This window comes from Plantibacter sp. VKM Ac-2885 (assembly GCF_015351205.1).
Taxonomy (GTDB): domain Bacteria; phylum Actinomycetota; class Actinomycetes; order Actinomycetales; family Microbacteriaceae; genus Plantibacter; species Plantibacter auratus.
Genome location: NZ_JADKSK010000001.1, coordinates 1,313,165 through 1,337,844, shown reverse-complemented (window position 1 = coordinate 1,337,844; position 24,680 = coordinate 1,313,165). Strand labels below are relative to the sequence as shown.

The following is a 24,680-nucleotide window of genomic DNA, read 5'->3' as shown; positions in this document are numbered from 1 at the left end:
GACGTCATCGGCATGTCGGCCCCGCTCACACTCGTTCGAGCGGGACGCGCCGGACTCGTCCTGAATTGCGAACGGGACGCCGGGGTCAGGCGGGGAAGAGCGTCGAGACGATCGCCTGCGTCCAGCCGCTGATGTTCGTGTTCGACCAACGCGTGGCGATCCAGGTACCGTTCCGCACGAAGTGACGTTCGCCGTACGTACCGGCGTCCTCCGAGACCTCGGTGAAGCACATCGTTCCGCCGGTCTCCTCGGAGCAGGTGAATCCTGCCTCGTTCATCCGCGCGATCACCGACGCCTGGGTCGCAGCGTCGATGGAGAGGACGTTGGTGGTGATGCCGACGTCGCCGCCACCGCTCGCCTTCACCAGGGCACAGTTCAGACGGTCGGTGTTCGAGGAGATCACGGCCACGAGGGCGCTGTCGTTCGAACCGAAGAAGTCGGTGGCGAGTTCCGGCAGTGACCATTCCGGGTTCAAGGCGAGGAAGCCGTCTGCCGTGAGTGAGTCGATGTAGCCCGCCGGGAAGAGCTGAGTGCATTCGGTCGGACGCACCGGTGCAGCAGGGGTCTCGGCGGCGTCCGTCGTGGTCGGAGCAGGAGTGGAGCCGGCGGTCGCCGTCGCGCTCGGTGTGCGGGTCGAATCGGCTGCGGGAGTGCCGCCTGGGCCGACGACCAGGAGTCCGATGACCACGACGAGCGCGATCGCCAGCACGCCGGCGAGCACACTCAGGCCGATGACGACCGGATTGCGCTTCCGCTTGGGTGCCGGAGCACCGTAGCGGACGTCCGGCTGCGCCGGGGTCGTGTCCGGCTCCAGCGGCTGGAACTGGCCGGTGGGCTGCTCGGGCTGATCACTCATCGGACCAGCATGTCGTGCGGAGACCCGCCACACAACTCACCGGTGCCCCATTCGCTCGCCCAGGAATGGGCGAACGAACGACGGAGGGCCCGTCCCGATCGAGAAACGATCGGGACGGGCCCTCCGGGTGAGTCGTTCAGCCCTAGTTGTAGTTACCGGGGGTGAAGTCGTCGGAGCTGAAGCTGTCGAAGTCGACGAAGCTCAGGTCGGACTCGTTGAACGCGCCGTCCTCACCGAAGATGCGGTTCGGGTAACGCTCCGCCTTCGCCTCCTCGGTGGCCTCGACCGTCACGTTGCGGTAGCGCGCCAGGCCGGTACCGGCCGGGATGAGCTTACCGATGATGACGTTCTCCTTGAGGCCGACCAGCGGGTCGCTCTTGCCTTCCATGGCGGCCTGCGTGAGGACACGCGTGGTCTCCTGGAAGGAAGCGGCCGACAGCCACGACTCGGTCGCGAGGGACGCCTTGGTGATACCCATGACCTCCTGGCGAGCCGATGCGGTGCGACGACCCTCCGACACGGCCGAGCGGTTGAGCTCGGCGTAGCGCAGGCGGTCGACGAGCTCACCAGGCAGCAGGTCGGTGTCGCCGTGGTCGACGACGGTCACCTTCCGCAGCATCTGGCGCACGATGACCTCGATGTGCTTGTCGTGGATCGGGACACCCTGCGAGCGGTACACGCCCTGGACGCCACCGACGAGGTGCTTCTGGACCTCGCGGACGCCCTGCACGCGCAGCACCTCCTTGGGGTCGACCGCACCGACGTGGATCTTCTGACCGAGCTCGACGTGCTGTCCGTCCTCGACGAGGAGGACCGCACGCTTCAGCACCGGGTAGACGACCGGCTCGTCGCCGTTGTCGGGCGTCAGGATGACCTTACGAGCCTTGTCGTTCTCGTCGATCGTGATGCGACCGGCGGCCTCGGCGATCGGGGTCGCACCCTTGGGGGTACGAGCCTCGAACAGCTCCTGCACGCGGGGCAGACCCTGCGTGATGTCGTCCGCCGATGCCGAACCACCCGTGTGGAAGGTACGCATCGTCAGCTGGGTACCGGGCTCACCGATCGACTGGGCCGCGATGATGCCGACGGCCTCGCCGATGTCGACGAGCTTGCCCGTGGCGAGCGAGCGGCCGTAGCAGGCTGCACACACACCGACGGTCGACTCGCAGGTCAGGACCGAGCGCACCTTGATGTTCTCGACACCCGCGGAGACGAGCTTGTCGATGAGCACGTCACCGACGTCCTCGCCGGCCTCGGCGACGACCTCGCCCTTCGGGTTGACCGCAGCAGCGGCCAGCGAACGGGCGAACACGGAGTTCTCCACGTTCGGGTCGCGCACGAGCTCACCGGAGCTGTCGACGTTCGCGATTGCGAGCTCGAGACCCTTGGTCGTGCCGCAGTCGTCTTCGCGGATGATGACATCCTGCGAGACGTCGACGAGACGACGCGTGAGGTATCCCGAGTCGGCGGTACGGAGCGCCGTGTCGGCCAGACCCTTACGAGCACCGTGGGTCGCGATGAAGTACTCCGCGACCGACAGGCCCTCACGGTAGGAGGAGATGATCGGGCGAGGGATGATCTCACCCTTCGGGTTGTTCACCAGGCCTCGCATACCCGCGATGTTGCGGATCTGCAGCCAGTTACCACGAGCACCCGACGACACCATGCGGTTGATGGTGTTGTCCGCCGGGAAGTTCGCGCGCATGGCCTCGGCGACCTTCTCGGTGGCCTCCGTCCAGATCTTGATGAGCTCCTGACGACGCTCGGCATCCGTGGTCAGACCCTTGTCGAACTGGCTCTGGACCTTGGCGGCCTGCTTCTCGTAGCCCTGCACGATCTCGCGCTTGTTCGGCGGGGTCAGGACGTCGCTGAGCGCAACGGTCACACCGGAACGCGTCGCCCAGTGGAAACCGGCGTCCTTGATGTTGTCGAGCGTGGCGGCGACGACCGTCTTCGGGTACCGCTCCGCGAGGTCGTTGACGATCGAGGACAGCTTGCCCTTGTCCGCCACGTCTTCCACGTAGGGGTAGTCCGCCGGCAGCGCCTCGTTGAAGAGTGCGCGACCGAGGGTCGTCTCGACGAGCGCGACACCCGAACCCTCGTAGCCCTCGGGACCCGTGCCCTCGGCGAACGTCACGTCGGTCAGACGGATGCGCACCTTGGCGTTGAGGTCGAGCGAGCCCTGGTCCTTCGCGAGGATGGCCTCGGCGACGGACGAGAAGGCACGGCCCTCACCCTCGACACCCTCCTTGAGGGTGGTCAGGTGGTGGAGACCGATGATCATGTCCTGCGTGGGCAGGGTGACCGGACGGCCGTCGGACGGCTTCAGGATGTTGTTCGACGCGAGCATCAGGATGCGCGCCTCGGCCTGGGCCTCGACGGAGAGCGGGAGGTGGACAGCCATCTGGTCGCCGTCGAAGTCCGCGTTGAACGCGGCACAGACGAGCGGGTGCAGCTGGATGGCCTTGCCCTCGACGAGCTGAGGCTCGAACGCCTGGATGCCGAGACGGTGCAGCGTTGGCGCACGGTTCAGCAGCACGGGACGCTCGCGGATGATCTCCTCCAGCACGTCCCAGACCTCGGGACGGCTGCGCTCGACCATGCGCTTCGCGGCCTTGATGTTCTGAGCGTGGCTCAGGTCGATCAGGCGCTTGATGACGAACGGCTTGAAGAGCTCCAGCGCCATCTGCTTGGGCAGACCACACTGGTGCAGCTTCAGCTGCGGGCCGACGATGATGACCGAACGGCCCGAGTAGTCGACGCGCTTACCGAGCAGGTTCTGACGGAATCGACCCTGCTTCCCCTTCAGCATGTCGCTGAGGGACTTCAGGGCACGGTTGCCGGTACCGGTGACGGGGCGACCACGACGACCGTTGTCGAACAGTGCGTCGACGGCCTCCTGCAGCATCCGCTTCTCGTTGTTGACGATGATCTCGGGAGCCCCGAGGTCGAGCAGACGACGCAGACGGTTGTTGCGGTTGATCACACGACGGTAGAGATCGTTGAGGTCGGAGGTCGCGAAGCGACCACCGTCGAGCTGCACCATCGGGCGGAGCTCCGGCGGGATGACCGGGACCACGTCGAGCACCATCGCGGCTGGCGAGTTGCCGGTGATGAGGAACGAGTTGACCACGCGCAGACGCTTGATGGCGCGGATCTTCTTCTGACCCTTGCCCTCCGCGATCTGGTGGTGGAGCAGCTCGGACTCGGCCGCGAGGTCGAAGGACAGCAGGCGCTTCTTGACCGCCTCGGCACCCATGTAGGCCTCGAAGTACAGGCCGAAGCGGTCCTGCAGCTCGTGGAACACGGAGTCCTCGGGCTTGAGGTCGCCGACCTTGAGGTTGCGGAAGTCCTCCCAGACGCGCTCGAGGTGAGCGATCTGCTCGTCGTAGGACTTGCGGGTCTGGCTCATCTCCTTCTCAGCGGCGTCCTTGGTGCGACGCTTCTGCTCGCTCTTGGCGCCTTCCTCCTCGAGGGCGACGAGGTCGTCCTCGAGCTTCTTCAGGCGGTCTGCGATGCGCGAGTCGCGCTGGTCGCCGAGCGTCTTGATCTCGAGACGGAGCTCGTTCTCAAGGCCGGGCATGTCCTGGTGACGTGCGTCCTCGTCCACATCGATGACCATGTAGGCCGCGAAGTAGATGACCTTCTCGAGGTCCTTGGGCGCCATGTCCAGCAGGTAGCCGAGGCGCGAGGGGACACCCTTGAAGTACCAGATGTGCGTGACCGGGGCGGCGAGTTCGATGTGGCCCATGCGCTCACGGCGCACCGACGACTTCGTGACCTCGACACCGCAGCGCTCGCACACGATGCCCTTGAAGCGGACCCGCTTGTACTTGCCGCAGGCGCACTCCCAGTCGCGGGAAGGACCGAAGATCTGCTCACCGAACAGACCGTCCTTCTCGGGCTTGAGGGTGCGGTAGTTGATGGTCTCGGGCTTCTTGACCTCTCCGTGCGACCAGGCACGGATGTCGTCTGCGGTGGCCAGACCAATGCGAAGCTCGTCAAAAGTTGTGACGTCGAGCAATGTATCTCCTATGAAAGGTTTCGTCAGTCTCTACAGTGGTCAGGCTTAGATCTCGTCGATGGACGACGACTCGAACCTGGAGGAAATGTTGATCCCGAGCTCCTCGGCGGCGCGGAACGCGTCGTCGTCGGTGTCGCGCAGGCTCACCGCGGTGCCGTCGGCCGAGAGGACCTCGACGTTCAAGCACAGCGACTGCATCTCCTTGATGAGCACCTTGAAGCTCTCGGGGATACCCGGCTCCTGGATGTTCTCGCCCTTGACGATGGCCTCGTACACCTTGACGCGGCCGAGGATGTCGTCGGACTTGATGGTCAGGAGCTCCTGGAGCGCGTACGCGGCTCCATAGGCCTCGAGGGCCCAGACCTCCATCTCACCGAAGCGCTGTCCACCGAACTGAGCCTTACCACCGAGCGGCTGCTGCGTGATCATCGAGTAGGGACCCGTCGAACGCGCGTGGATCTTGTCGTCCACGAGGTGGTGCAGCTTGAGGATGTACATGTAGCCGACCGAGACCGGCGCCGGGAACGGCTCGCCGGAGCGGCCGTCGAACAGACGGGCCTTTCCGGAGGAACCGATGAGGCGGTCGCCGTCGCGGGTGACGTTGGTCGAGTCGAGCAGACCGGCGATCTCCTCCTCGGAGGCGCCGTCGAACACCGGGGTCGCGACCTTGGTGTTCGGCTCGGCCGAGTGCGCGGCAGCCGGGAGCTTCTTGGCCCAGCTGGGCTTGCCCTCGACGTTCCAGCCCTGCTTCGCGATCCACCCCAGGTGGATCTCGAGGACCTGACCGAAGTTCATTCGACCGGGGATGCCGAGCGGGTTGAGGATGACGTCGACCGGCGTGCCGTCCTCGAGGAACGGCATGTCCTCGACGGGCAGGATCTTCGCGATGACACCCTTGTTGCCGTGACGGCCGGCGAGCTTGTCGCCCTCGGTGATCTTGCGCTTCTGGGCGATGTAGACGACCACACGCTGGTTGACGCCCGAGCCGAGCTCGTCGTCGCCGTCCTGTGCGTCGAACACCTTGACGGCGATGATCGTGCCGGCTTCACCGTGGGGAACCTTCAGCGAGGTGTCGCGGACTTCGCGGCTCTTCTCGTTGAAGATGGCGCGGAGCAGGCGCTCCTCGGCGGAGAGCTCGGTCTCACCCTTCGGCGTGACCTTGCCGACGAGGATGTCGCCGGGGCGGACCTCGGCACCGATGCGGATGATGCCGCGCTCGTCGAGGTCCTTGAGCAGCTCCGGGCTGACGTTCGGGAGATCACGGGTGATCTCCTCCTTGCCGAGCTTGGTGTCGCGGGCGTCGACCTCGTACTCCTCGATGTGGATCGAGGAGAGGACGTCGTCCTTCACCAGGTTCTGGCTGAGGATGATCGCGTCCTCGAAGTTGTGACCCTCCCACGTCATGAAGGCGACGAGGAGGTTCTTGCCGAGCGCGAGCTCGCCGTTCTCCGTGGCGGGGCCGTCGGCGATGACCTCGCCGGCCTCGATGCGTGCACCCTCGGAGACGATGACGCGGTTGTTGTAGCTCGTGCCCTGGTTGGAGCGGTCGAACTTGCGCAGGTAGTAGGTCTGCGTGCCACCCTCGTCGAGCTGGACGGTGACGGACTCGGCCGACACCTCCTGGACGACGCCGGCCTTGTCGGCGGTGACGACGTCACCCGCGTCGATGGCTGCGTAGCCCTCCATACCGGTACCGACGAGCGGCGAGTCCGACATGAGGAGCGGGACGGCCTGACGCTGCATGTTGGCACCCATGAGTGCGCGGTTCGCGTCGTCGTGCTCGAGGAACGGGATGAGGGAGGTCGCGACCGACACCATCTGGCGCGGGGAGACGTCCATGTAGCCGATCTCCTCGGACGGGATGAGGTCGACCTCGCCGCCCTTCTTCCGGGCGAGGACGCGGTCCTCCTGGAAGTGGCCGTCGCTCTTCAGCGGAGCGTTGGCCTGCGCGACGATGTAGTTGTCCTCTTCCATCGCGGTCAGGTAGTCGATGTCCTCGGTGACCCGGCCGTCGACGACGCGGCGGTACGGGGTCTCGATGAAACCGAACGAGTTGATCCGCGCGAACGATGCGAGCGAACCGATGAGGCCGATGTTCGGGCCTTCCGGGGTCTCGATCGGGCACATGCGGCCGTAGTGCGACGGGTGGACGTCTCGCACCTCGACGCCTGCACGCTCACGCGACAGACCACCGGGGCCGAGCGCCGAGAGGCGACGCTTGTGGGTCAGACCCGCGAGCGGGTTGTTCTGGTCCATGAACTGCGACAGCTGCGAGGTCCCGAAGAACTCCTTGATCGCGGCGACGACGGGGCGCACGTTGATCAGGGTCTGCGGCGTGATGGCCTCGATGTCCTGCGTGGTCATGCGCTCGCGGACGACGCGCTCCATGCGGGACAGACCGGTGCGGACCTGGTTCTGGATGAGCTCGCCGACGGCGCGGATGCGACGGTTGCCGAAGTTGTCGATGTCGTCCGTGTCGAGACGGAGGTCGACGGGCTTGCCGTTGCGGACACCCGGGAGGGTGGCCGTGCCGCGGTGCAGGGCGACGAGGTACTTGATCGTGGCGACGATGTCGTCGGTCGTCAGGACGGAGTCGCTGAGCGGCTTGTCGAGACCGAGCTTGTTGTTGATCTTGTACCGGCCGACCTTCGCGAGGTCGTAGCGCTTCGAGTTGAAGTAGAAGTTGTCGAGGAGCGCACGCGCGGCCTCGGCTGCGACCTGCTCGCCCGGACGGAGCTTGCGGTAGATGTCGCGGAGCGCGTCCTCCTTGGTGAGGATCGTGTCCTTCTCGAGGGTGAGCTCGATCGACTCGTAGCCCTTGAACTCCTCGAGGATCTCCTCGCTCGTCATGCCGAGCGCCTTGAGGAACACGGTGACGGACTGCTTGCGCTTGCGGTCGATGCGGACGCCGACCTGGTCGCGCTTGTCGATCTCGAACTCGAGCCAGGCCCCGCGGCTCGGGATGACCCGAGCGGAGAAGATGTCCTTGTCGGAGGTCTTCTCCTGAGCCGACTCGAAGTACACGCCCGGGCTGCGGACGAGCTGCGAGACGACGACACGCTCGGTGCCGTTGATGATGAAGGTACCGCGCTCGGTCATGAGCGGGAAGTCGCCCATGAAGACCGTCTGCGTCTTGATCTCACCGGTGAGGTGGTTCATGAACTCGGCCTCGACGTAGAGCGGGGCCGCGTACGTCTTGCCGCGCTCCTTGCACTCGTCGATGGAGTACTTCTCGGGCTCGAGGTACGGGTTGGCGAAGGAGAGCTGCATCGTCTCGCCGAGGTCCTCGATGGGCGAGATCTCCTCGAAGATCTCGTCGAGGCCGCTCTTCGTGGGCAGGTCCTGTCGGCCGGCCTGGGTGGCTTCTGCGACGCGTGCCTTCCACACGTCGTTGCCGACCAGCCAGTCGAAGCTCTCGGTCTGCAGAGCCAGGAGGTCTGGAACCGTGAGCGTGTCGGTGATCTTCGCGAACGAGAGGCGGGATGCTCCGCGGCCGTTCTTGGGTGAGTTGGTGGTTGCGTTGCGCGCAGCAGCCAAGGGGATAACCTCCGGAGGCCTGTTGGGGGCCGAGTTACTGGTCGTCAGTGGAGTTACTCACCAGAAAGGGAACATGTGGCGGGTTGGACCCGCACACCAGCCGACCGCAATATGAAGGCATAGAGATTCTGGGAGCGCAAAGAACAACTATATGCCGGAATCTTCGGCGTGTCTACTCTTTCCTTGACGAGTTTTCGACTTTCCGGTATAACCGCCGCGTCGCCCCCGATGTTCCCGTCAACCCGTGCTGAACCGGAGGCGCTGACCGGGGCGGAGCTGCGCCAGGAGGTCACGGTCCGCGGCGCGCACGACCGCGATGACCGGATACCCGCCGGTGACCGGGTGGTCGGCCGACAGGATCGTCGGCAGACCGCTCGGCGGCACCTGGACCGCCCCGGCGACCATGCCCTCGCTCGGCAGTTCCCGACCGGGATCGAGTCGCTCGAGCGGCGGCCCGTCGAGGCGCATCCCGATGCGATCGGCGTCGGCCGTCATGCTCCACGGCTGCTCGACGAGGCGTTGCAGGGAGGCGTCGTCGAACCAGTCCCGGCGGGGCCCCGGCGAGACCCGCACGAGACGCTCCCCGGCGTCGGGCCGCGTCCACGGGGCGATGTCGAGCGGAGGGACGCGGCGGCGAGGGGTGGGGAGGACGGGGAGTCGATTGCCGGCGTCGACCGGTGCCGGACCGAGGCCGGCCAGGGTGTCGGTCGACCGCGAGCCGAGGACTTGCGGGCCGTCGAAGCCGCCGCGGACGGCGAGGACGTACCGGAGCCCGTGGGTCGCCGAGCCGAGTTCGAGCCGGGAACCGGCCTGCACGAGGACGGCGCGGTGCCCGTCGGACGGCCTGCCGTCGACGGTGATTGGACCCCACGCACCGGTCACGGCGATCCAGAGGTCGACGTCGGGGACGGCCACGAACGGGCCCAGGACGACCTCGAGCGCCGCACGGCCCTCCGGGTTGCCGACGAGACGGTTGGCGAGGCGCAGGGCGCCGCGGTCGAGCGCGCCGGACGGACTGACCCCGAGGGCCGCGGCCCCAGGTCGACCCAGGTCCTGCACGGTGGTCGCCGGTCCCGCCGCCTCCACGAGCAGGGTCCCGCCCATCATGCGGCGACCTGCACGAAGCGCACCCGGCCGCCGGGGACGAGGAGGGCGGGCGGGTCCGCTGCGTCGTCCCACAGCACGGCGTCGGTCGTCCCGATGATGCGCCACCCGCCCGGGGAGGCTCGCGGGTAGACGCCGCTGAACGTTCCGGCGAGCGCCACCGAACCGGCGGGGACGGTCGTCCGCGGCACGCTCAGGCGCGGGATCTCGAGTGGCCGGCCGATCGCCTCGTCCTCCCGCTCCGGCACGAGGTACGCGAATCCCGGCGCGAAGCCGCTGAAGGCGACGGTCCAGGCGTGAGCGGTGTGCCAGGCGATGAGACCGTCGGCGTCCATGCCGAGCAGCGCCGCCGTCTCGGCGAGGTCCTGGCCGTCGTAGCGGACGTGGATGAGGACGTCCGGCCGCCCCACCTCCTCTTCGACAGCGCCCGTCGAGCCTCCCGCGCCGGGTGCGAGCGCCCGTTCCGCGGTCGCGAGCAACCAGGCCCGCACCGCGGCGAGCGCCGGGCCCCGCGCGTCCGTCGCGGCGAGCACGGTCCGGGCGGCCGGGACGAGGTCGACCAGCCCCGCCGGGCGTGAAGCGGCGAGCGCCCGGTGCACGAGCAGGACGTCCTCGAGCGATCCGAGTTCGAGGAGTACGGCCTCCTCCCCCATCGCTCGGAGCACGGGGCCGGTCGAGGTGTCCGCGTTCACCACGGCGCGACCAGTTCGACGCCGGCGTCCAGCAGGGCAGCCCTGACCGCCGTGGCGAGCGATACGGCCCCGGGGGTGTCGCCGTGCACGCAGAGCGAGACCGCGTCGAGTTCGACGTCTGCACCGTCGACACTGGTGATGCGTCGGTCGAGGACGAGGGAGACGGCGCGGCGGGCGGCGGCCGCCTCATCGGTGACCAGTGCCCCGGGGGTATCGCGCGGGACGAGCGAACCGTCGGAGCGGTAGCCGCGGTCGACGAAGGCCTCCGCGACGAAGCGGAGTCCGGCGGCGAGGGTCTCGCGTTCGATCACGGAGCCGGGCATCCCGAGCACGGGAAGTGGTCGCCCGAGCTCCTCGGAGGCCGTGACCACCGCCCGGACGACCGCGCGCGCCTGGACCCGGTCGTGCGCGATCCGGTTGTAGAGGGCGCCGTGCGGCTTCACGTAGGCCAGCCGTGCGCCGGCCCCGTCGGCCTCGCCGACCTCGTCGACCTCGTCGACCGCTCGCTGCAGGGCGCGGAGCTGCTCCAGGACCTCGACCTCGAGCACCTCGGCCGGTACGTCCTGGTCGCGTCGACCGAAGCCCGCCTCGTCCCGGTAGGAGGGGTGGGCGCCGAGCGACACCCCGTGGGCCATCGAGCGGCGGACGGCGTCGCGCATGGACGCGTCGTCCCCGGCGTGGAAGCCGCAGGCGATGTTCGCGCTCGTGATGAGGGCGAACATGGCGTCGTCGTCGGCGGTCGGCGCACCGCGCCAGACCTCGCCGAGGTCGCTGTTGAGGTCCGCCTGCGCCACGGCCGCACCCCTTCCGCTCCGCCTCCCACCACTGCGGGAAAGTCTAGGGTGGGGGTATGGACGAGGCACAGGTACGACTCGGCGTCAGCGGATACCTGGCCAGGATCGAGGCCGACCGCTTCGTGCCGGGCACCTATCAGCTGGTGGTCGACGGCACGCCGCAGTCGCACGTCAACCTCGATCAGCCCGAGGAACTCTTCTTCGAGTACATCCAGCGGATCGGTCACATCATCGACGAGATCGCCGATCCCGGTCAGCCGATCACGGCGGTGCACCTCGGTGCCGGCGCGCTCACCCTCCCCCGCTACGTGGAGGCGACGAGGCCGGGCTCGCGGCAACAGGTCGTCGAGCTCGAGCGCGAACTCATCGATCTCGTGCGCGAGCACCTCCCCTGGTCGAAGCGCGCCCAGATCCGCGTCCGCTACGGCGACGCCCGCGAGATCGTCGCGAAGCTGCCGCCAGGCCTCCGCGGCACCGTCGACCTCGTCGTCGTCGACATCTTCAGCGGCGCCAACACGCCGGCCCATGTCACGAGCACCGAGTTCTACGCCTCGGCGGTCGAGCTGCTGTCGCCGACCGGCGTCATCGTCGTGAACGTCGCCGACGGCCGCGGACTCGCGTTCGCCCGCGGACAGGCCGCGACGCTCGCCGACTCCGTGTCGCACGTCGCCGCCCTCGCGGAGACGCAGATCCTCAAAGGCCGCCGCTTCGGCAACGTCGTCCTCGTCGGATCGAACACCGCCCTCCCACTCGACTTCCTACCGAGGCTCCTCGCGGCCGGCCCCCACCCCGCCAAGGCGGTGGCGGGCCCCGAGCTGCGCGCCTTCATCGCAGGGGCACAGGTCGTGACGGACACGACCGCCGTCCCCTCCCCGAACCCCGCCCAGGGCATCTTCCAGACGAAGGGCTGACCATGGCCACCACGCAGACGCCGCGACGACGGGGCCTGCGTGCGCCCGCCTCGCTCACCACTCTGCTCGCCGCCACCGCCCTGGCGCTCGTGGCCTGCACCGACGGGGAGCCACGATCACCGGGTACGGCCTCCCTCTCGCCCTCCCCTGCGCCGAGCGCGTCCGCGTCGACGCCCACATCCGCGGTCCCCACCGGACCGGTCGCCCCGACCGGTGAGGCCACCACGGTCGTCGGTGGCCTCGATGCGCCCTGGTCGATGGTGCGACTCGCCTCGGGCAGCACGCTGGTGAGCCAGCGTGACGCGGGCGACGTCCTCGAGGTCGTCAGCGGCGGCGCGGTGCGGCAGGTCGGCGTGGTCCCCGGGGTGGCCGCGGGAGGCGAGGGCGGGCTGCTCGGGCTCGCCGTCCTCACGCCGGCGGGATCGGAGACCGCGGGAACCTGGCTCTACGCCTACCTGACGACCTCGTCCGACAACCGCATCGTGCGGTTCCCGCTCACGGGAGCGGCCGGGTCGTACGCGCTCGGCGGCGTCGAGGAGGTCCTCGTCGGCATCCCCCGGGCCGGGAACCACAACGGCGGACGCATCGCGTTCGGACCGGACGGCATGCTCTACGCCACCGCGGGTGACGCCGGTGACCGCAGCCTGGCTCAGGACGTGGACAGCCTCGGCGGGAAGATCCTGCGGCTCACACCGGAGGGTGCGGTGCCGGGCGACAACCCGTTCCCGGGGTCGCCCGTCTACTCCCTCGGCCATCGCAACCCGCAGGGCATCGCGTGGGATCGCGACGGCGGCCTGTGGGCGAGCGAGTTCGGGCAGAACACCTGGGACGAGCTCAACCGGATCACCCCCGGTGGCAACTACGGCTGGCCGGTCGCCGAAGGCATCGCCGGAGCACCGGGCATGATCGACCCGGTCGCGCAGTGGGCCACGGAGGACGCGAGCCCGAGCGGTCTCGCGATCATCGACGACACGATCTTCATGGCCTCGCTCCGCGGCGAGCGCCTGTACGGCATCACCGACGGCGTGCACGTGCCGGCGGGGAGCAGCGCGCTCGTGGGCGTGATCGACGCGGTGCCCTACCTCGTCGGCGAGTTCGGACGGATCCGCGACGTCGTGGCCGGCCCGCCGGGGACCGCCTGGATCCTCACGAACAACACCGACGGCCGGGGCTCGCCCGGAACCGAGGACGACCGGATCGTCGAACTCCCCCTCGCCCCGCTCGCGGCCCGCTGAGGGCGACCGCCACACCGGTGGGTCATCCCGCTCCTGCGGTCCGGTGTCGGTCGCCGGGAGTACCATCCAGGCATGGCAGAACTCAGTCGGGTCACGGCGTGGGCACAGGCGCTCATCGTGCTGCACCTCGACCCGACGGTCTGGACCTTCGGCTTCGACAACGCCAAGCGACGCGCCGGCCTGTGCAACTTCACGACGAAGCGCATCACCGTCTCGCGCTATCTCGCTGCACGCTACGACGACGACGAGATCCACCAGATCCTCCTCCACGAGGTCGCGCACGCCCTCGCCGGGGCGCGCGCCGGGCACGGACCCAAGTGGCGCAAGGTCGCCGAGGAGATCGGCTACGAGGGCTCGCGTCTCCACGAGGGCCAGACGGCCGACGAACTCGCTCCGTGGGTCGGCACCTGCCCCTCGGGCCATGTCCTCTACCGGCATCGGCGCCCGAGCCGGGCCACCTCGTGTGGCAAGTGCTCGCGCTCCTGGGACGAACGCTTCCTCCTCAGCTGGGTGCACCGGGAGGTCACGCCGGCCATGCGGCGTCGGGCGGCCGCGTTCGACGGGTCCACCCCGCCCGAGCCGGGCATCGGGTCATGACCGGCGGCGCGGTTCCCACCGACAGCTGGATCGCACTCCTGCGCGGGGTCAACGTCGGCGGCGTCACGATCCGCTCCGCCGACCTCGCCGAGGTGTTCCGATCGGCCGGGTTCTCGGGAGTCCGCACCGTCCTCGCGAGCGGCAACGTCGTCTTCGACGACCCCGAGCACGTGCCAGGCGAGACGTCGCACGATGCACGCGGTGCGCTGAAACGGCGCATCGAGCAGGCACTCGCGGAGGCCTTCGGATACGAGGCGTGGATCGTGCTCACGCATCAGCGCGCACTCGCCGACGTCATCGAGGCCTACCCCTGGCCGGAGGCCGAGCAGGTCCAGCCGTACGTCATGTTCTCCTCCGAGCAGGCCTCACTCGACGCCCTGCTCGCGTTCTCGGCGGAGGCCGGGGAGCAGCCCGACCGCGTGGCATCCGGCGACGGCGTCCTCTACTGGGAGGTCCCGAAGGGGTCGAGCACCGACACCGCCTTCGCGAAGGAGTCCTCGAAGGCCCGGTTCAAGCCGCACGTCACCACGCGCAACCTGCGGACGCTGCGCAAGCTCCTCTGAGCAGGCCGTTCCACGGCACCGGCGCAAGCCCCTGCGAGGTGCACCGAGGTGGCGTACGCTGAATTGATCAGCTAGCTGCACAATTCTGGAGGCATGCGTCATGACCGGCACCGATTCACCCACCACCGCGGACCGCGTCCGGCAGATCGCCGTCGCCGTCAGCGCGGTCCTCGCGATCATCGGCTCCTACATCGGGTCGGGAGCCGCCGGGGGGACGCAGGTCCAGAACGCGGCGAACGGCGCATTGAGCGCCTCGTCGACGCCGATCGCACCGGACGGGCCCGCGTTCTCCATCTGGAGCGTCATCTACCTCGGGCTCGTCGCCTATGCGGTCTGGCAGTTCCTGCCCTCGCAGACGACCCGTGAGCGCCACCGTCGTCTCGGCTACTGGGTCGTGGCGAGCCTGCTGCTGAACGCGGCGTGGATCCTCGTGGTGCAGGCGGGCTTCCTGATCCTGAGCGTGTTCGTGATCATCGCCCTCCTGGGTATCCTGGCCCGCATCTTCGTGCTCGTGCTCCGGACCAGGCCGTCCGGCGTGGTCGACACGATCATCACGGACGGCACGATGGGCCTCTACCTCGGGTGGGTGTGCGTCGCGACGGCGGCGAACATCACCGCTGCGCTCGTCGGATCCGGGATCGGGACCGCGGACGGCCCGGCTGCCGGTGTCTGGGCGATCATCGTCCTCGCGGTCGCCGGCGCGGTCGGGATCCTGCTCGCGGTCGTCGGCCGTGGACGGATCGCCCCCATGCTGTCGCTCTGCTGGGGGCTCGCGTGGGTGGCCGTGGGCCGATTCACCGGCGAACTGCTCTCGACCGAAGCCGGGGTCACGGCACTGATCGTCGCGGTCGTGGTGGCCGTCGTCACCGTGGTCGTCCGGGTCTCGCGGGGACGCGACCGAGCAGCGCTCGTCGGCGCCTGACGCTCCGTACGCTCGACGGCCGCGGCGCTACTCGCCGGTGCGGCCGTCGAGCTGTTCGCGGAGGACGTCGAGGTGCCCGAGATGCCGGGCCGTCTCCTCGATCATGTGGAGCTCGATCCACCGCAGCGTGAACCGCTGGTCGTTGCCGAGGCAGACATCGTCGAGCTGATACCGCGACGCCACCTCGCGGGACTCCGCACAGGCCGCCTCGTAGTCGGCGATGATCTCGGCCAGGCTGTCGTCGGCCGTGACGCGCCATTCGCCGTCGGGGTCGTCGTCGGTCCACCGCGCCGGGACGTTTGACTGCCCGTCCATGTCCTCGCGGAACCAGCTGCGCTCGACATCGGCGAGGTGTCGGATGACGCCCGAGACGGTCGTGATGCTCGGCAACAGTCGCTTGGCCGCGAGCTCGTCGGTGAGTCCGCGTGCCTTCCAGACGATGCTGGCACGCTGCAGATCGAGGAAACCCTCGATCGTCTCGCGCTCGCCACCGCGCTCAGGCGGCTGCGGACGGTCGCCCCAGTCGGCCATCAGTCGACGACCTCGACCTCGTTCCCGAAGGCGACGTAGCCGGAGAAGTCCTTGCCGACGCGGTCGAACGCGGTCGGATACGGGGTCGGGTACGACCAGGCCACATCGGGCTTGACCTCGCCGCCGTCGGTGACGCCCCAGTACTGGGCATCGCCCTTCCACGGGCAGTGGTACTGGGTGTCGGTCTCGACGAAGCGCTCGCGGTTGAGGCTCGACGGCGGGAAGTACCAGTTGCCCTCGATCTTGATGAGCTCCGATTCGGGGGCTTCGGCGAGGACGGTGGTTCCGAGGAGTGCGCGCATGCGCCGAGACTACGCCCGGAACACGGCTCCGTCCAGGACCGGGACGACGCTTGACACGTCGACCTCGCGTGCCGCCTGCACGTGCTGTGTGGCACCCGCCTGCGCGAGCTGCTGGGCGGTGGCGGACGCGGACAGCAGGTGCCCGACGCCGTTGCGCAGGCCCTCGTACGCGGCGGCAGCGGCGGCCGCTTCCGGTGAGGTGAAGTCGATGCCGCGGAGCCCCAGCGCCTCGATCACGGCACCGGCCCCGAAGAGGTCCTCGACGGCGAACCGGGTCTCGGCCGTGTCGTCGAGTTCGCCGACCGCGATGACGACGATGCTGGTGCGCCGACCGAGCTCGGCCTGCTTCGCGATGATCCAGTCCGCGACCGCCGACCGGTTGCGCAGGCACCCGGCGACGACCGTCGCACCCGCGTCGGCGAGGAGCGTGGCGATCTGCGCCGTCTCACCGCGGTCGTCCAGCTCGGCGACGGCGACGGTCTCCCCGCCGCTCACGCGCTGCTCGACGGAGGTCGTCGCGTGGAGCACGTCCACGACGACCGCGACGTCCGCCGTCTCGACCCGCCCGGCTCCTGCGACGCCCCAGTCGAACCTGACCTGGTACTTGGTCTGGGCGAACGGCGGGTGGACGGGCGGCGGTGTGGCGGCTGCGGTACTCACCCGTTCATCGTATCCACGCGCACCCACCCACCCCACGACTGTTGCGCCCGAAGACCTCCGTGGGGGGTGGTCGCCAGCGCGGTGCGCTGACGCGAGCGCGGGTCATCGGACGTGAGCGCGGGCCTCCGGAGGGGCGCGCTCACGCGCCAGACCCGCGGTGACGTCAGCGCACCGCGCTGGCGTCAGGGCAGCAGGGGGTCAGCGGGAGGCGGTGGGGAAACGACGGTCGTCGGGGTGGGGCGGGCGCATCTCGGTGCGGATGAGCTCGAAGTCGTGACGACTGAGCTCGAGGAAGCCCCGGCGGAGCTGGACACCCCAGTTCCGGGTGAAGCTCGTGAAGTCGAGGAGCGCGAGCATCGGACGGATGGGCGCCTCGACCGCATCCGGGTACCAGTCGACACTCCGCCGCCAGGGCCGCCAATCGGCACCGTCCGGTCGCGGCACGGCCGCCTGGTAGACGGTGTCGTCGGAGACCCGCCCGATCGCGGTGAACGCCTTGAGCGGCTCGCCGTCCGGAGTGCTGACCCGCGGCGAGTAGTACACGAACCCGTCGGACTCCCGCATCTGGTCGAGACCGCCGCGCTGCCCGTGGTTGATCTGCACGAAGCCGTGACGGACGCCGAGGACGACGTGATCCCGCTGGATCACGCCCAGCCAGTACCGGATCGCCATAGGCACAGTCTTCCCTACCGGCGCACCCCCTGCAGCCGCCGAGCCGCACATGCGACACTGAGGCATGCGCGTGATGCTGAAACTCGTCCTGGACTGTGATGTCGACGTCGCCTGGCGGGCACTCCGCTCCCCGGCCGTCCTGCGGGAGCTCTACAGCCCCGTCATGGGACTCGAGGCGCTCGACGCCGACGGGTTCCCCACCATCTGGGAGCCGGGAGCGCACCGCGTCCGCGTGAAGGCCGCCGGCGCGATCCCGGTCGGCGACCAGATCATCGACCTCGAGTTCATCGAGCGCCGCGACGGCACCCGCATCCTCCACGACCAGGGCGACCCGGTCAGCGGGCCGCTCAGCAAGCTCGCCGGGTGGGACCACCAGATGGCCGTCGCCCGCGACAAGCACGACCCGACGAAGACCCTGTACCGCGACCGACTCGTGATCACCGGCGCTATCGCCCCGCTCTACTGGTACCCGCTGTGGGCGACGTGGCAGTGGCGCGGTGCCCGCATCAAGGCGCTCGCGCCGAGCTGGGCCTACGACCCGCCGCTCCCCGGCGACGAGGAGGACGACGAGGTCGGCGCCACGATCGAGGGCGCCATCTGACGCCTCGCCGTCCGGAGGCCCGGCCAGCCGTCCGTCAGCGCTGAGCCGCCTCGCCCCAGTGCGTCGACTCGCCCGCGGGCGCGACCGTGCGCGGGACACCCGTGGCCGACGAACGCAGCACCTCCGGCAGGAACCGGTCCGGCATGTTCTGGAACGCGACCGGCCGCAGGAAACGGGTGATCGCAGCCGTCCCCACCGAGGTGCTCGAGTCGTTCGTCGTCGCCGGCCACGGTCCGCCGTGCTGCATGGCGGGCGTGACGGCGACCCCGGTGGGCCAACCGCCGAACAACACCCGGCCGGCGTGCGCCGAGAGCTGCTGGACGAGCTCCACGAGGTCGTCGCTCGTCTCGTCGGCACCGGCGTGCAGGGTGGCCGTCAGGTTGCCCTCGCAGAACTCCGGCACGAGGGGCGCGAACGCCGTACCGGCCGGGACCTCGACGAGGATCGACAACGGACCGAAGGCCTCGTCGAGCAGGGCGTCCCGACCGGCCCGCAGCGCGTCGAGTGAGACCGCGACGATCGTGGGGGTCGCCCAGCCGTCGCCGTCCTCGTCGACCCGCAGCGAACCCTCGGCGATGACCCGCACGCCGTCGGTGCCGAGGATGGCGTCTCGCCTCGCCTCGTACCCGGCCGTGATGCGGTCGTTCAGGAGTCGGTGCTCGGGGACGGCGGCAGCAGCCTCACGGATCGACTCGTCGAGCCCCGCGCCGTCCGGCAGGTAGACGAAGCCGGGCTTCGTGCACAGCTGACCCGCCGAGCCCGCGACACTCGTGACGAATCCCGTCGCGATGGCCGTTGCGGACTCGTCGAGGGCGGTCTGCGTCACGAACACGGGGTTGACGCTGCCGAGCTCGCCGAAGAACGGGATCGGGACGGGCCGTGCCGCCGCGAGGTCCGCGAGGATCCGGCCGGCCCTCAGGGAGCCCGTGAAGGAACCGGCCCGGACGCGCTCGTCCTGCAGGGCGACGACGCCGGCCTCCTGGCCGATGATCGTCTGGAACACACCGTCAGGAGCCCCGGACGCGCGGAGCGCGGCCTCGACGACGGCCGCCGTCGCGAGCGAGAGCCGCGGGTGGCCGTCGTGCACCTTGAGGATCACCGGGCATCCGGCCGCGAGGATCGACGCGGTGTCACCACCGGCGACGGAGAAGGCGAACGGGAAGTTGCTCGCCGCGAAGTTGAGGACCGGGCCGAGCGGCACGAGGACGCGGCGGAGTTCCGGGCGCGCGCCGAGCGCGAAGTCCGGGTCGGCCTCGTCGATCCGGACGTCGAGGTAGGAGCCGTCGACGATCGTCTCCGCGAAGAGCCGCAGCTGCACGGCGGTGCGGAGGAGCTCGCCGCGGAGCCGGGCCTCGGCGAGACCCGTCTCCTGCATGCCGACGGGGACGAGCTCGTCCGCGTGGGCCTGCAGGGCGTCGGCGACGGCGACGAGCGCTCGCGCACGGGCGTCCGCCGGCGTCGCGGCCCACGCGGGTGCCGCCGCGGCGGCCCGCTGGAGGACCTCCTCGAGCTGCTCGGGGGTGGTCTCAGCGATGGTGGCGTCGGGGGCTGGCATGGTCGTCATGTGATCCTCCGGGATCGTGGTGCGGTTCAGAACTGGAAGCCGGTCGGGAACGGATCGGCGGGGTCGAGGAGGTAGGAGCCGATGCCGGTGACCCAGGCCCGACCGGAGATGGTCGGGATGACGGCCGGCCTGCCCGCCACCGTCGTCTCGGCGATCAGCCGGCCGGTGAACCGGCTGCCGATGAAGGACTCGTTGACGAAGTCCTGGTCGAGCGGCAGCTCACCGCGGGCCCAGAGCTCGGCCATGCGCGCCGAGGTTCCGGTGCCGCATGGCGAGCGGTCGAACCACCCCGGGAAGATGGCCATCGCATGCCGGGACAGCACGGCGTCGGATCCCGGTGCGATGAACTCGACGTGGTGGCAGTGGTCGAGCCCGGCGATCTCGGGGTGCACGGGCGGCGCCTGCTCGTTGATCGCCGCCATGATGCGCAGTCCTGCGTCGAGGATGTCCTGCTGGCGGTCGCGGTCGAAGGGCAGGCCCACGTCGTCGAGGTCGACCATCGCGTAGAAGTTGCCACCGAACGCGAGGCTGTACGGCACGGCGCCGAGGCCCGGCACCTCGATCGTGGCGTCGAGGCGGTCGACGTAGCTCGGGACGTTCTCGATCGTCACGCGGTCGGCGTGCCCGTCGCTGACGTCGACCCGCGCGATCACGAGTCCGGCGGGGGTGTCGAGCCGGATCGTCGTGACCGGCTCGACCACCTCCACCATCCCGGTCTCCACGAGGACCGTCGCGACCCCGATGGTGCCGTGCCCGCACATCGGCAGGCATCCGGACACCTCGATGTACACGACGCCCCAGTCGCAGTCCGCACGCGTGGACGGCTGCAGGATCGCCCCGCTCATCGCCGCGTGACCGCGGGGCTCGTTCATGAGGAAGAGCCGCAGGTCGTCGAGGTGCTCCATGAAGTGGAGACGCTTCTCGTTCATGGTCGCGCCGGGGATCACGCCGACCCCGCCGGTGACGACGCGGGTCGGCATGCCCTCGGTGTGCGAGTCGACCGCACTGATCATGCGGGAGGACTTCATGGTGTGCCTCTCAGGACTGGTGGTCGTGGTCGGGGTGTCGCGTCGGCCGCCAGGCTCAGCGCGCGGCGAGGTAGTCGAGCGCGCGACGCGTCTGCGTCGTGACCTGCTCCGTCTGGAGCGCGTTCAGCGGACCGCGCGGCGGACGCGTCGGACCACCGTAGCTCTCGCCGGCGATGTCGATCGACAGCTTGATGGCCTGGACGAACTCCGTCTTCGAGTCCCACCCGAAGACGGGCACGAGCTCGCGGTAGAGGGTGCGGGCCTCGTCGACACGTCCCGAGGTGACGAGCGTGTACAGCTCGACAGCCTCGCGCGGGAAGGCGTTCGGGTAGCCGGCGAACCAGCCGACCGCGCCGGCGACGAGGGACTCGAAGAGGAGGTCGTCCGCCCCCGCGATGACGTCGAGGTCGGTCTTGTCCTGGATCTCGAGCACACGACGGATGTCGGCCGAGAACTCCTTCACGGCGACGACGTGCTCGAGCTTGGCGAGCTCGACGAGCAGGTCGGGCGTGAGGTCGACCTTGGTGTCGATCGGGTTGTTGTAGGCCATGATCGGCAGGCCGACCTCGTCCACGCGGCTGTAGTGCTCGATGACCTCGTCGTCGTTCGCCCGGTAGATGGTGGGCGGCAGGAGCAGGACGCCGTCCGCGCCGTCCTCCTTCGCGTACTCGGCCCACTGCTGGGCCTGGTGCCAGCCGACGCCGTGCACCCCGGCGACGACGAGGCCGCGGTCGCCGACGGTGTCGACCGCGACCTGGATGACCTTGCGACGCTCGGCGTCCGTCAGCGACGAGTACTCGCCGAGCGAGCCGTTCGGGCCGACGCCGCGGCAGCCGTTCTCGATGAGCCAGTTGCAGTGCTCGGCGAAGCGGTCGTAGTCGACGGCGAGGCCTGCGGGCGCCGAGGCGTCCTCCTTGAACGCGAGGGTGGTCGCGACGATGACGCCGCCGAGGTCGAACTGCTTGGCCATGGGTGGTTCCTTTCCGAGGGAGTGGTGCGGAGACCGGTCGGTCATCCTGGGTGTTCGGCCGTCGGGGTCGACGGCGGTTCGTGGGGAGGGTGTCCCGGTGACTGCGCGGCGAGTTCGCCGATGCGCAGCGGGGAGGCGATGGGCCGGCGGTCGCTCGAGACGCCGTCGATGAGGCCGTCACCGCCGGATTCGGAGGCGACGCGGTGGAGGAGCTCCTCGACGGTGCGACCGCACATGCGGCCCTGGCAGATCCCGAGCCCGGCACGCGTGCTGAGTTTGAGCGAGCGCAGGCCGGTCGCGCAGGTGGCGGTCGCCGTCGCTCGCAGGGAGCCGTAGTCGACCTCCTCGCAGCGGCAGATGGTGGTGTCGTCGTCGAGCCAGTCGCTCCAGCCGGCGCGGATGCCGTGGGCGCGTTCGAGCCGGTCGGCGAAGGCGAGGAACGTGTCGCGTCGACTCACGGCGGCACGGATCCCGGAGGCACCGGGGAGTCCGCCGGCCGCGGCGTGTCCCGCGATCGCGCCCTCGGCGAGCGCGGCGTCGACGCCCCCGATCCCGGTGATCTCGCCGGCCGCGAAGACGGTCGGGACGCTCGTGCGCTGCTCGGCGTCGACCTGGACGAACCGGGCGTCGGTGAGCGCGCAGCCGACCGCGACGGGCAGTTCGAGCCGCGGGGTGAACCCGTGGCTGACGCACACGGCGTCCGCTTCGACCGTGCGCTCGGTCCCTGGGATCGGCGACCAGTCGGCGTCGACGGCGGCGATGGTCACACGCTCGACCCGGTCGGTGCCGTGCGCGGCGACCACGGCGTGACCGACGCGGTACGGGATCCGGTGGCGGAGGTGGCCGCCGACGTAGCCGAGCAGCTCACCGGCCTTCCCGGTCACGCCGAGCAGTTGCCAGGGCTTGGGGAGCCAGCCCCTGGCGAGTCCGCCGACGGTCGTGGCCTCGTAGACACCGAGTACGCGTGATCCGGTCGCGGTCAAGGACGCGGCCACCGGCAACAGGAACGGTCCGGCGCCGGCGACGACCACCCGCTGACCGACGGTGACCCGCTCGCCCTTCGCGAGGGCCTGGGCGGCACCGGCCGAGAAGACGCCGGGGAGGTCCCAGCCGGGGAACGGCAGCGTGCGGTCGTGCGCGCCGGTCGCGAGGACGAGCGCGTCCGGCCGGAGGGTGAGCGGCGTGCGGTCGGCGCCGTCCGGTGGTCCGACGAGGACGTGCAGACGCAGGCCGGTCGCCCCGGACGTGTCGTCGGACCCGTGGTCGGCGGCGGCACGGTCGACGTCGATCGCCCAGACCTGCGCCTCGGTGATCACCGTGCAGCCGTCGTCGGCGTCGAGCGCCGCACGCATGGCGACGAAGCGCTCGAACCCGTGATGCAGCGAGGCCTCGGCTTCCGACGGCCGGCTGGCCGGCAGGTGCCGCCAGTACTGACCGCCGAGCTCGTCCGAGGCGTCGAGCAGCGTGACGGCGGCGCCGAGCGCCCGGGCGGCGAGCGCGGCCTGGAGGCCGGCTGGCCCTGCGCCGACGACGACGACCTCGCGCTGCCGGGCGCTCATGTCCGGTCCCCGAACGGGTCGTTCTCCGTCGTGGGTTCCGGGAGGGCGTCGTGCTGTGTCTCGATGCGGTCGCCGTCCGCGGCGCGACGCTGGCAGGCACGGACGTCCCGCTGGCCGTTCACCGTGACGATGCAGTCGAAGCAGACCCCGATGCCGCAGAAGACGCCGCGTGGCTTCCCGGACCCACTGGTGCGGCGCCAGGCGAGGACGCCGGAGCCCAGCAGGACACCGGCGATCGTCTGTCCACGGAGTCCGTCGACGGGCGTCCCGTCGAGGTCGATGCGCAGCGCGTCCGCCGTACCGGGCACGATCCGGTCGTTCGTCGCGGGCAGTCGTCTCGAGACCATCAGGCCACCTCCGCCGGCCGGTCGACGCGCAGGTGCGGGGCGAGCCCCGGGCGGTCGAGTTGGAACGGAGCGTCGTCGAGGTCGGCCGATCCGCCGAGCAGGCGGGCGGCGATGAGCTCGGCCGTCGCGAGGGCCAGTCCGATGCCGGCGCCCTCGTGGCCCGTCGCGTGCCACAGGCCGTCGACGCGGTGGTCGGGGCCGATGACCGGGAGGTGGTCGGGCATGTACGGCCGGAAGCCGCCGTAGCTGCGCATGACCGAGGCGTCGCGGAGGAACGGGAAGAGGCGCAGCGACTTCGCCGCGACCTCGCGGAGCACGTCGACGTCGAGGCGCGCGTCGAATCCGATCTGCTGCCGGCTCGAGCCGATGAGGACCGTGCCCGCGGCGGTCGACTCGACGACGCTCGAGGTCTGGAGCGAGGCGTCGCTCGACTGCGTGGCCCCGAAGTAGTCGCCGTCGTAGACCTTGTGGTGCACGCGGTGCGGCATGCGGGTGGTGACGAGCACCATGCCGCGACGGGGACGGACCGGGACGGGTGCGCCGAGCGCCTCCCCGAGTTCCGCCGACCACGGTCCGGCGCAGACGAGGACCGCATCGCCCGAGACGTCGCCCATGGAGGTCCGGACCCCCGTGAGGCGACCGGTCGCGCTCCGGACGCCACCCGTCACGGTGACGCCGGTGCGCACGACCGCGCCCGCCCGCCGGGCCGAGGCGAGCAGGGCCTCCGTGGCGATGACGGGCTGGACCTGTGCGTCCTCGGGATAGTGGACGGCCGCCGTGGACGAGCGGGTGATCGACGGCTCCGCCGCGAGCAGCTCGTCCTCGGTGAGGGGTCTGGCGTCGACACCGGCGGCGCGCTGGGCGGCGGCGAAGTCGAGCAGGGGCTGGGCGCCGGCCTCGGTGGTGGCGACCACGATGCCGCCCTTGCGCTCGAACTCGATGCTCGGGAAGGTCGGTCCCAGTTCGGCCACGAGTTCGGCGGTGACGACGGGCCAGAGGCGCGAGGCGTACCGGGCGAGGTCGAGTTCGGGGCCGGGCCCCTTGTCGGAGACGAGGAGGTTCCCCTCCCCCGAGCCGCTCGTGCCGCCGGCGGCCGCCGAACGGTCGAGCACGACGACCTCGGCGCCGCGGCGGGCGAGGATCCGCGCGCAGGCCGCACCGACGATGCCGGCGCCGACGATGACGATGCGGGTCACGTGCGGTCCTCTCGG

The 24,680-nt window shown here is 70.0% G+C and carries 22 protein-coding genes; 6 read left to right on the top strand and 16 right to left on the bottom strand.

Going from position 1 to position 24,680, the window contains the following annotated elements; translation table 11 throughout:
- Positions 1-85 precede the first annotated feature (85 nt).
- From ITJ66_RS06435 to ITJ66_RS06410, 6 genes are all read right to left on the bottom strand, one after another.
- Positions 86-856 carry a hypothetical protein gene (locus ITJ66_RS06435; RefSeq protein WP_194644081.1) on the bottom strand — a complete coding sequence of 257 codons (771 nt, stop codon included), beginning with the start codon at positions 854-856 and terminating at the stop codon, positions 86-88.
- A 142-nt stretch (positions 857-998) separates the two neighbouring features.
- Entirely contained in the window at positions 999-4,880 is a 3,882-nt protein-coding gene (locus tag ITJ66_RS06430) for a DNA-directed RNA polymerase subunit beta' (protein WP_079001673.1), read from the bottom strand.
- A 45-nt stretch (positions 4,881-4,925) separates the two neighbouring features.
- Positions 4,926-8,417, bottom strand: coding sequence for a DNA-directed RNA polymerase subunit beta (gene rpoB, locus ITJ66_RS06425; protein ID WP_079001671.1), 3,492 nt, complete (start codon positions 8,415-8,417; stop codon positions 4,926-4,928).
- A 237-nt stretch (positions 8,418-8,654) separates the two neighbouring features.
- Positions 8,655-9,524, bottom strand: a complete 870-nt coding sequence (locus ITJ66_RS06420; RefSeq protein ID WP_194644079.1) for a biotin-dependent carboxyltransferase family protein — start codon at positions 9,522-9,524, stop codon at positions 8,655-8,657.
- Positions 9,521-10,216: an allophanate hydrolase subunit 1 gene (locus tag ITJ66_RS06415; RefSeq protein ID WP_240043939.1), complete on the bottom strand. Its 696-nt coding sequence runs from the start codon at positions 10,214-10,216 to the stop codon at positions 9,521-9,523. Before ITJ66_RS06415 ends, ITJ66_RS06420 begins: the two co-directional genes overlap by 4 nt.
- Positions 10,210-11,007: a 5-oxoprolinase subunit PxpA gene (locus tag ITJ66_RS06410; RefSeq protein WP_194644077.1), complete on the bottom strand. Its 798-nt coding sequence runs from the start codon at positions 11,005-11,007 to the stop codon at positions 10,210-10,212. The genes ITJ66_RS06415 and ITJ66_RS06410 overlap by 7 nt, the downstream gene beginning before the upstream one ends.
- A gap of 56 nt (positions 11,008-11,063) precedes the next feature.
- On the opposite strand from ITJ66_RS06410, the gene ITJ66_RS06405 reads away from it, so the two are divergent.
- The 5 genes from ITJ66_RS06405 to ITJ66_RS06385 all read left to right on the top strand — a co-directional run bounded on the left by ITJ66_RS06405 (position 11,064) and on the right by ITJ66_RS06385 (position 15,235).
- Positions 11,064-11,918 (top strand): spermidine synthase, encoded by an 855-nt coding sequence (locus tag ITJ66_RS06405; protein WP_194644075.1) that lies wholly within the window; start codon positions 11,064-11,066, stop codon positions 11,916-11,918.
- Between the two features lie 2 nt (positions 11,919-11,920).
- Positions 11,921-13,153, top strand: coding sequence for a sorbosone dehydrogenase family protein (locus ITJ66_RS06400; RefSeq protein ID WP_194644073.1), 1,233 nt, complete (start codon positions 11,921-11,923; stop codon positions 13,151-13,153).
- 72 nt (positions 13,154-13,225) lie between these two features.
- Positions 13,226-13,750 carry a SprT-like domain-containing protein gene (locus ITJ66_RS06395; protein ID WP_064296385.1) on the top strand — a complete coding sequence of 175 codons (525 nt, stop codon included), beginning with the start codon at positions 13,226-13,228 and terminating at the stop codon, positions 13,748-13,750.
- Positions 13,747-14,313, top strand: coding sequence for a DUF1697 domain-containing protein (locus ITJ66_RS06390; RefSeq protein ID WP_194644071.1), 567 nt, complete (start codon positions 13,747-13,749; stop codon positions 14,311-14,313). Before ITJ66_RS06395 ends, ITJ66_RS06390 begins: the two co-directional genes overlap by 4 nt.
- Positions 14,314-14,413: 100 nt before the next feature.
- Positions 14,414-15,235, top strand: a complete 822-nt coding sequence (locus ITJ66_RS06385) for a TspO/MBR family protein (RefSeq protein ID WP_192018655.1) — start codon at positions 14,414-14,416, stop codon at positions 15,233-15,235.
- Between the two features lie 27 nt (positions 15,236-15,262).
- On the opposite strand, the gene ITJ66_RS06380 is transcribed toward ITJ66_RS06385, so the two are convergent.
- The 4 genes from ITJ66_RS06380 to ITJ66_RS06365 all read right to left on the bottom strand — a co-directional run bounded on the left by ITJ66_RS06380 (position 15,263) and on the right by ITJ66_RS06365 (position 17,400).
- Positions 15,263-15,766, bottom strand: a complete 504-nt coding sequence (locus ITJ66_RS06380) for a DinB family protein (protein WP_192018656.1) — start codon at positions 15,764-15,766, stop codon at positions 15,263-15,265.
- Positions 15,766-16,068, bottom strand: coding sequence for a DUF427 domain-containing protein (locus tag ITJ66_RS06375; protein ID WP_085510219.1), 303 nt, complete (start codon positions 16,066-16,068; stop codon positions 15,766-15,768). Before ITJ66_RS06375 ends, ITJ66_RS06380 begins: the two co-directional genes overlap by 1 nt.
- A 9-nt stretch (positions 16,069-16,077) precedes the next feature.
- A complete protein-coding gene (locus ITJ66_RS06370; RefSeq protein ID WP_194644069.1) occupies positions 16,078-16,728 on the bottom strand; it encodes a 2-phosphosulfolactate phosphatase in 651 nt (216 codons plus the stop codon).
- Positions 16,729-16,926: 198 nt separating this feature from the next.
- The gene (locus ITJ66_RS06365) at positions 16,927-17,400 is read right to left on the bottom strand and encodes an EVE domain-containing protein (RefSeq protein ID WP_194644067.1); all 474 of its coding nucleotides are present in this window, start codon (positions 17,398-17,400) and stop codon (positions 16,927-16,929) included.
- A 73-nt stretch (positions 17,401-17,473) separates the two neighbouring features.
- Between ITJ66_RS06365 and ITJ66_RS06360 the strand changes: the two genes are divergently transcribed.
- Positions 17,474-18,001, top strand: coding sequence for a hypothetical protein (locus ITJ66_RS06360; RefSeq protein ID WP_228501518.1), 528 nt, complete (start codon positions 17,474-17,476; stop codon positions 17,999-18,001).
- A 34-nt stretch (positions 18,002-18,035) separates the two neighbouring features.
- On the opposite strand, the gene ITJ66_RS06355 is transcribed toward ITJ66_RS06360, so the two are convergent.
- Genes ITJ66_RS06355 through ITJ66_RS06330 form a run of 6 tightly spaced genes read right to left on the bottom strand, consistent with a single transcriptional unit; the run spans position 18,036 to position 24,665 of the window.
- Positions 18,036-19,565, bottom strand: a complete 1,530-nt coding sequence (locus tag ITJ66_RS06355) for an aldehyde dehydrogenase (NADP(+)) (RefSeq protein WP_194644063.1) — start codon at positions 19,563-19,565, stop codon at positions 18,036-18,038.
- A gap of 26 nt (positions 19,566-19,591) precedes the next feature.
- Positions 19,592-20,593, bottom strand: a complete 1,002-nt coding sequence (locus ITJ66_RS06350) for a proline racemase family protein (RefSeq protein ID WP_194644061.1) — start codon at positions 20,591-20,593, stop codon at positions 19,592-19,594.
- A 55-nt stretch (positions 20,594-20,648) separates the two neighbouring features.
- Positions 20,649-21,563 carry a dihydrodipicolinate synthase family protein gene (locus ITJ66_RS06345; protein ID WP_064294275.1) on the bottom strand — a complete coding sequence of 305 codons (915 nt, stop codon included), beginning with the start codon at positions 21,561-21,563 and terminating at the stop codon, positions 20,649-20,651.
- A gap of 41 nt (positions 21,564-21,604) precedes the next feature.
- Positions 21,605-23,122 (bottom strand): FAD-dependent oxidoreductase, encoded by a 1,518-nt coding sequence (locus tag ITJ66_RS06340; protein WP_194644059.1) that lies wholly within the window; start codon positions 23,120-23,122, stop codon positions 21,605-21,607.
- Positions 23,119-23,469, bottom strand: coding sequence for a (2Fe-2S)-binding protein (locus ITJ66_RS06335; protein ID WP_194644056.1), 351 nt, complete (start codon positions 23,467-23,469; stop codon positions 23,119-23,121). Before ITJ66_RS06335 ends, ITJ66_RS06340 begins: the two co-directional genes overlap by 4 nt.
- Positions 23,469-24,665: an FAD-dependent oxidoreductase gene (locus tag ITJ66_RS06330; protein WP_194644054.1), complete on the bottom strand. Its 1,197-nt coding sequence runs from the start codon at positions 24,663-24,665 to the stop codon at positions 23,469-23,471. Before ITJ66_RS06330 ends, ITJ66_RS06335 begins: the two co-directional genes overlap by 1 nt.
- Positions 24,666-24,680: the final 15 nt, after the last annotated feature.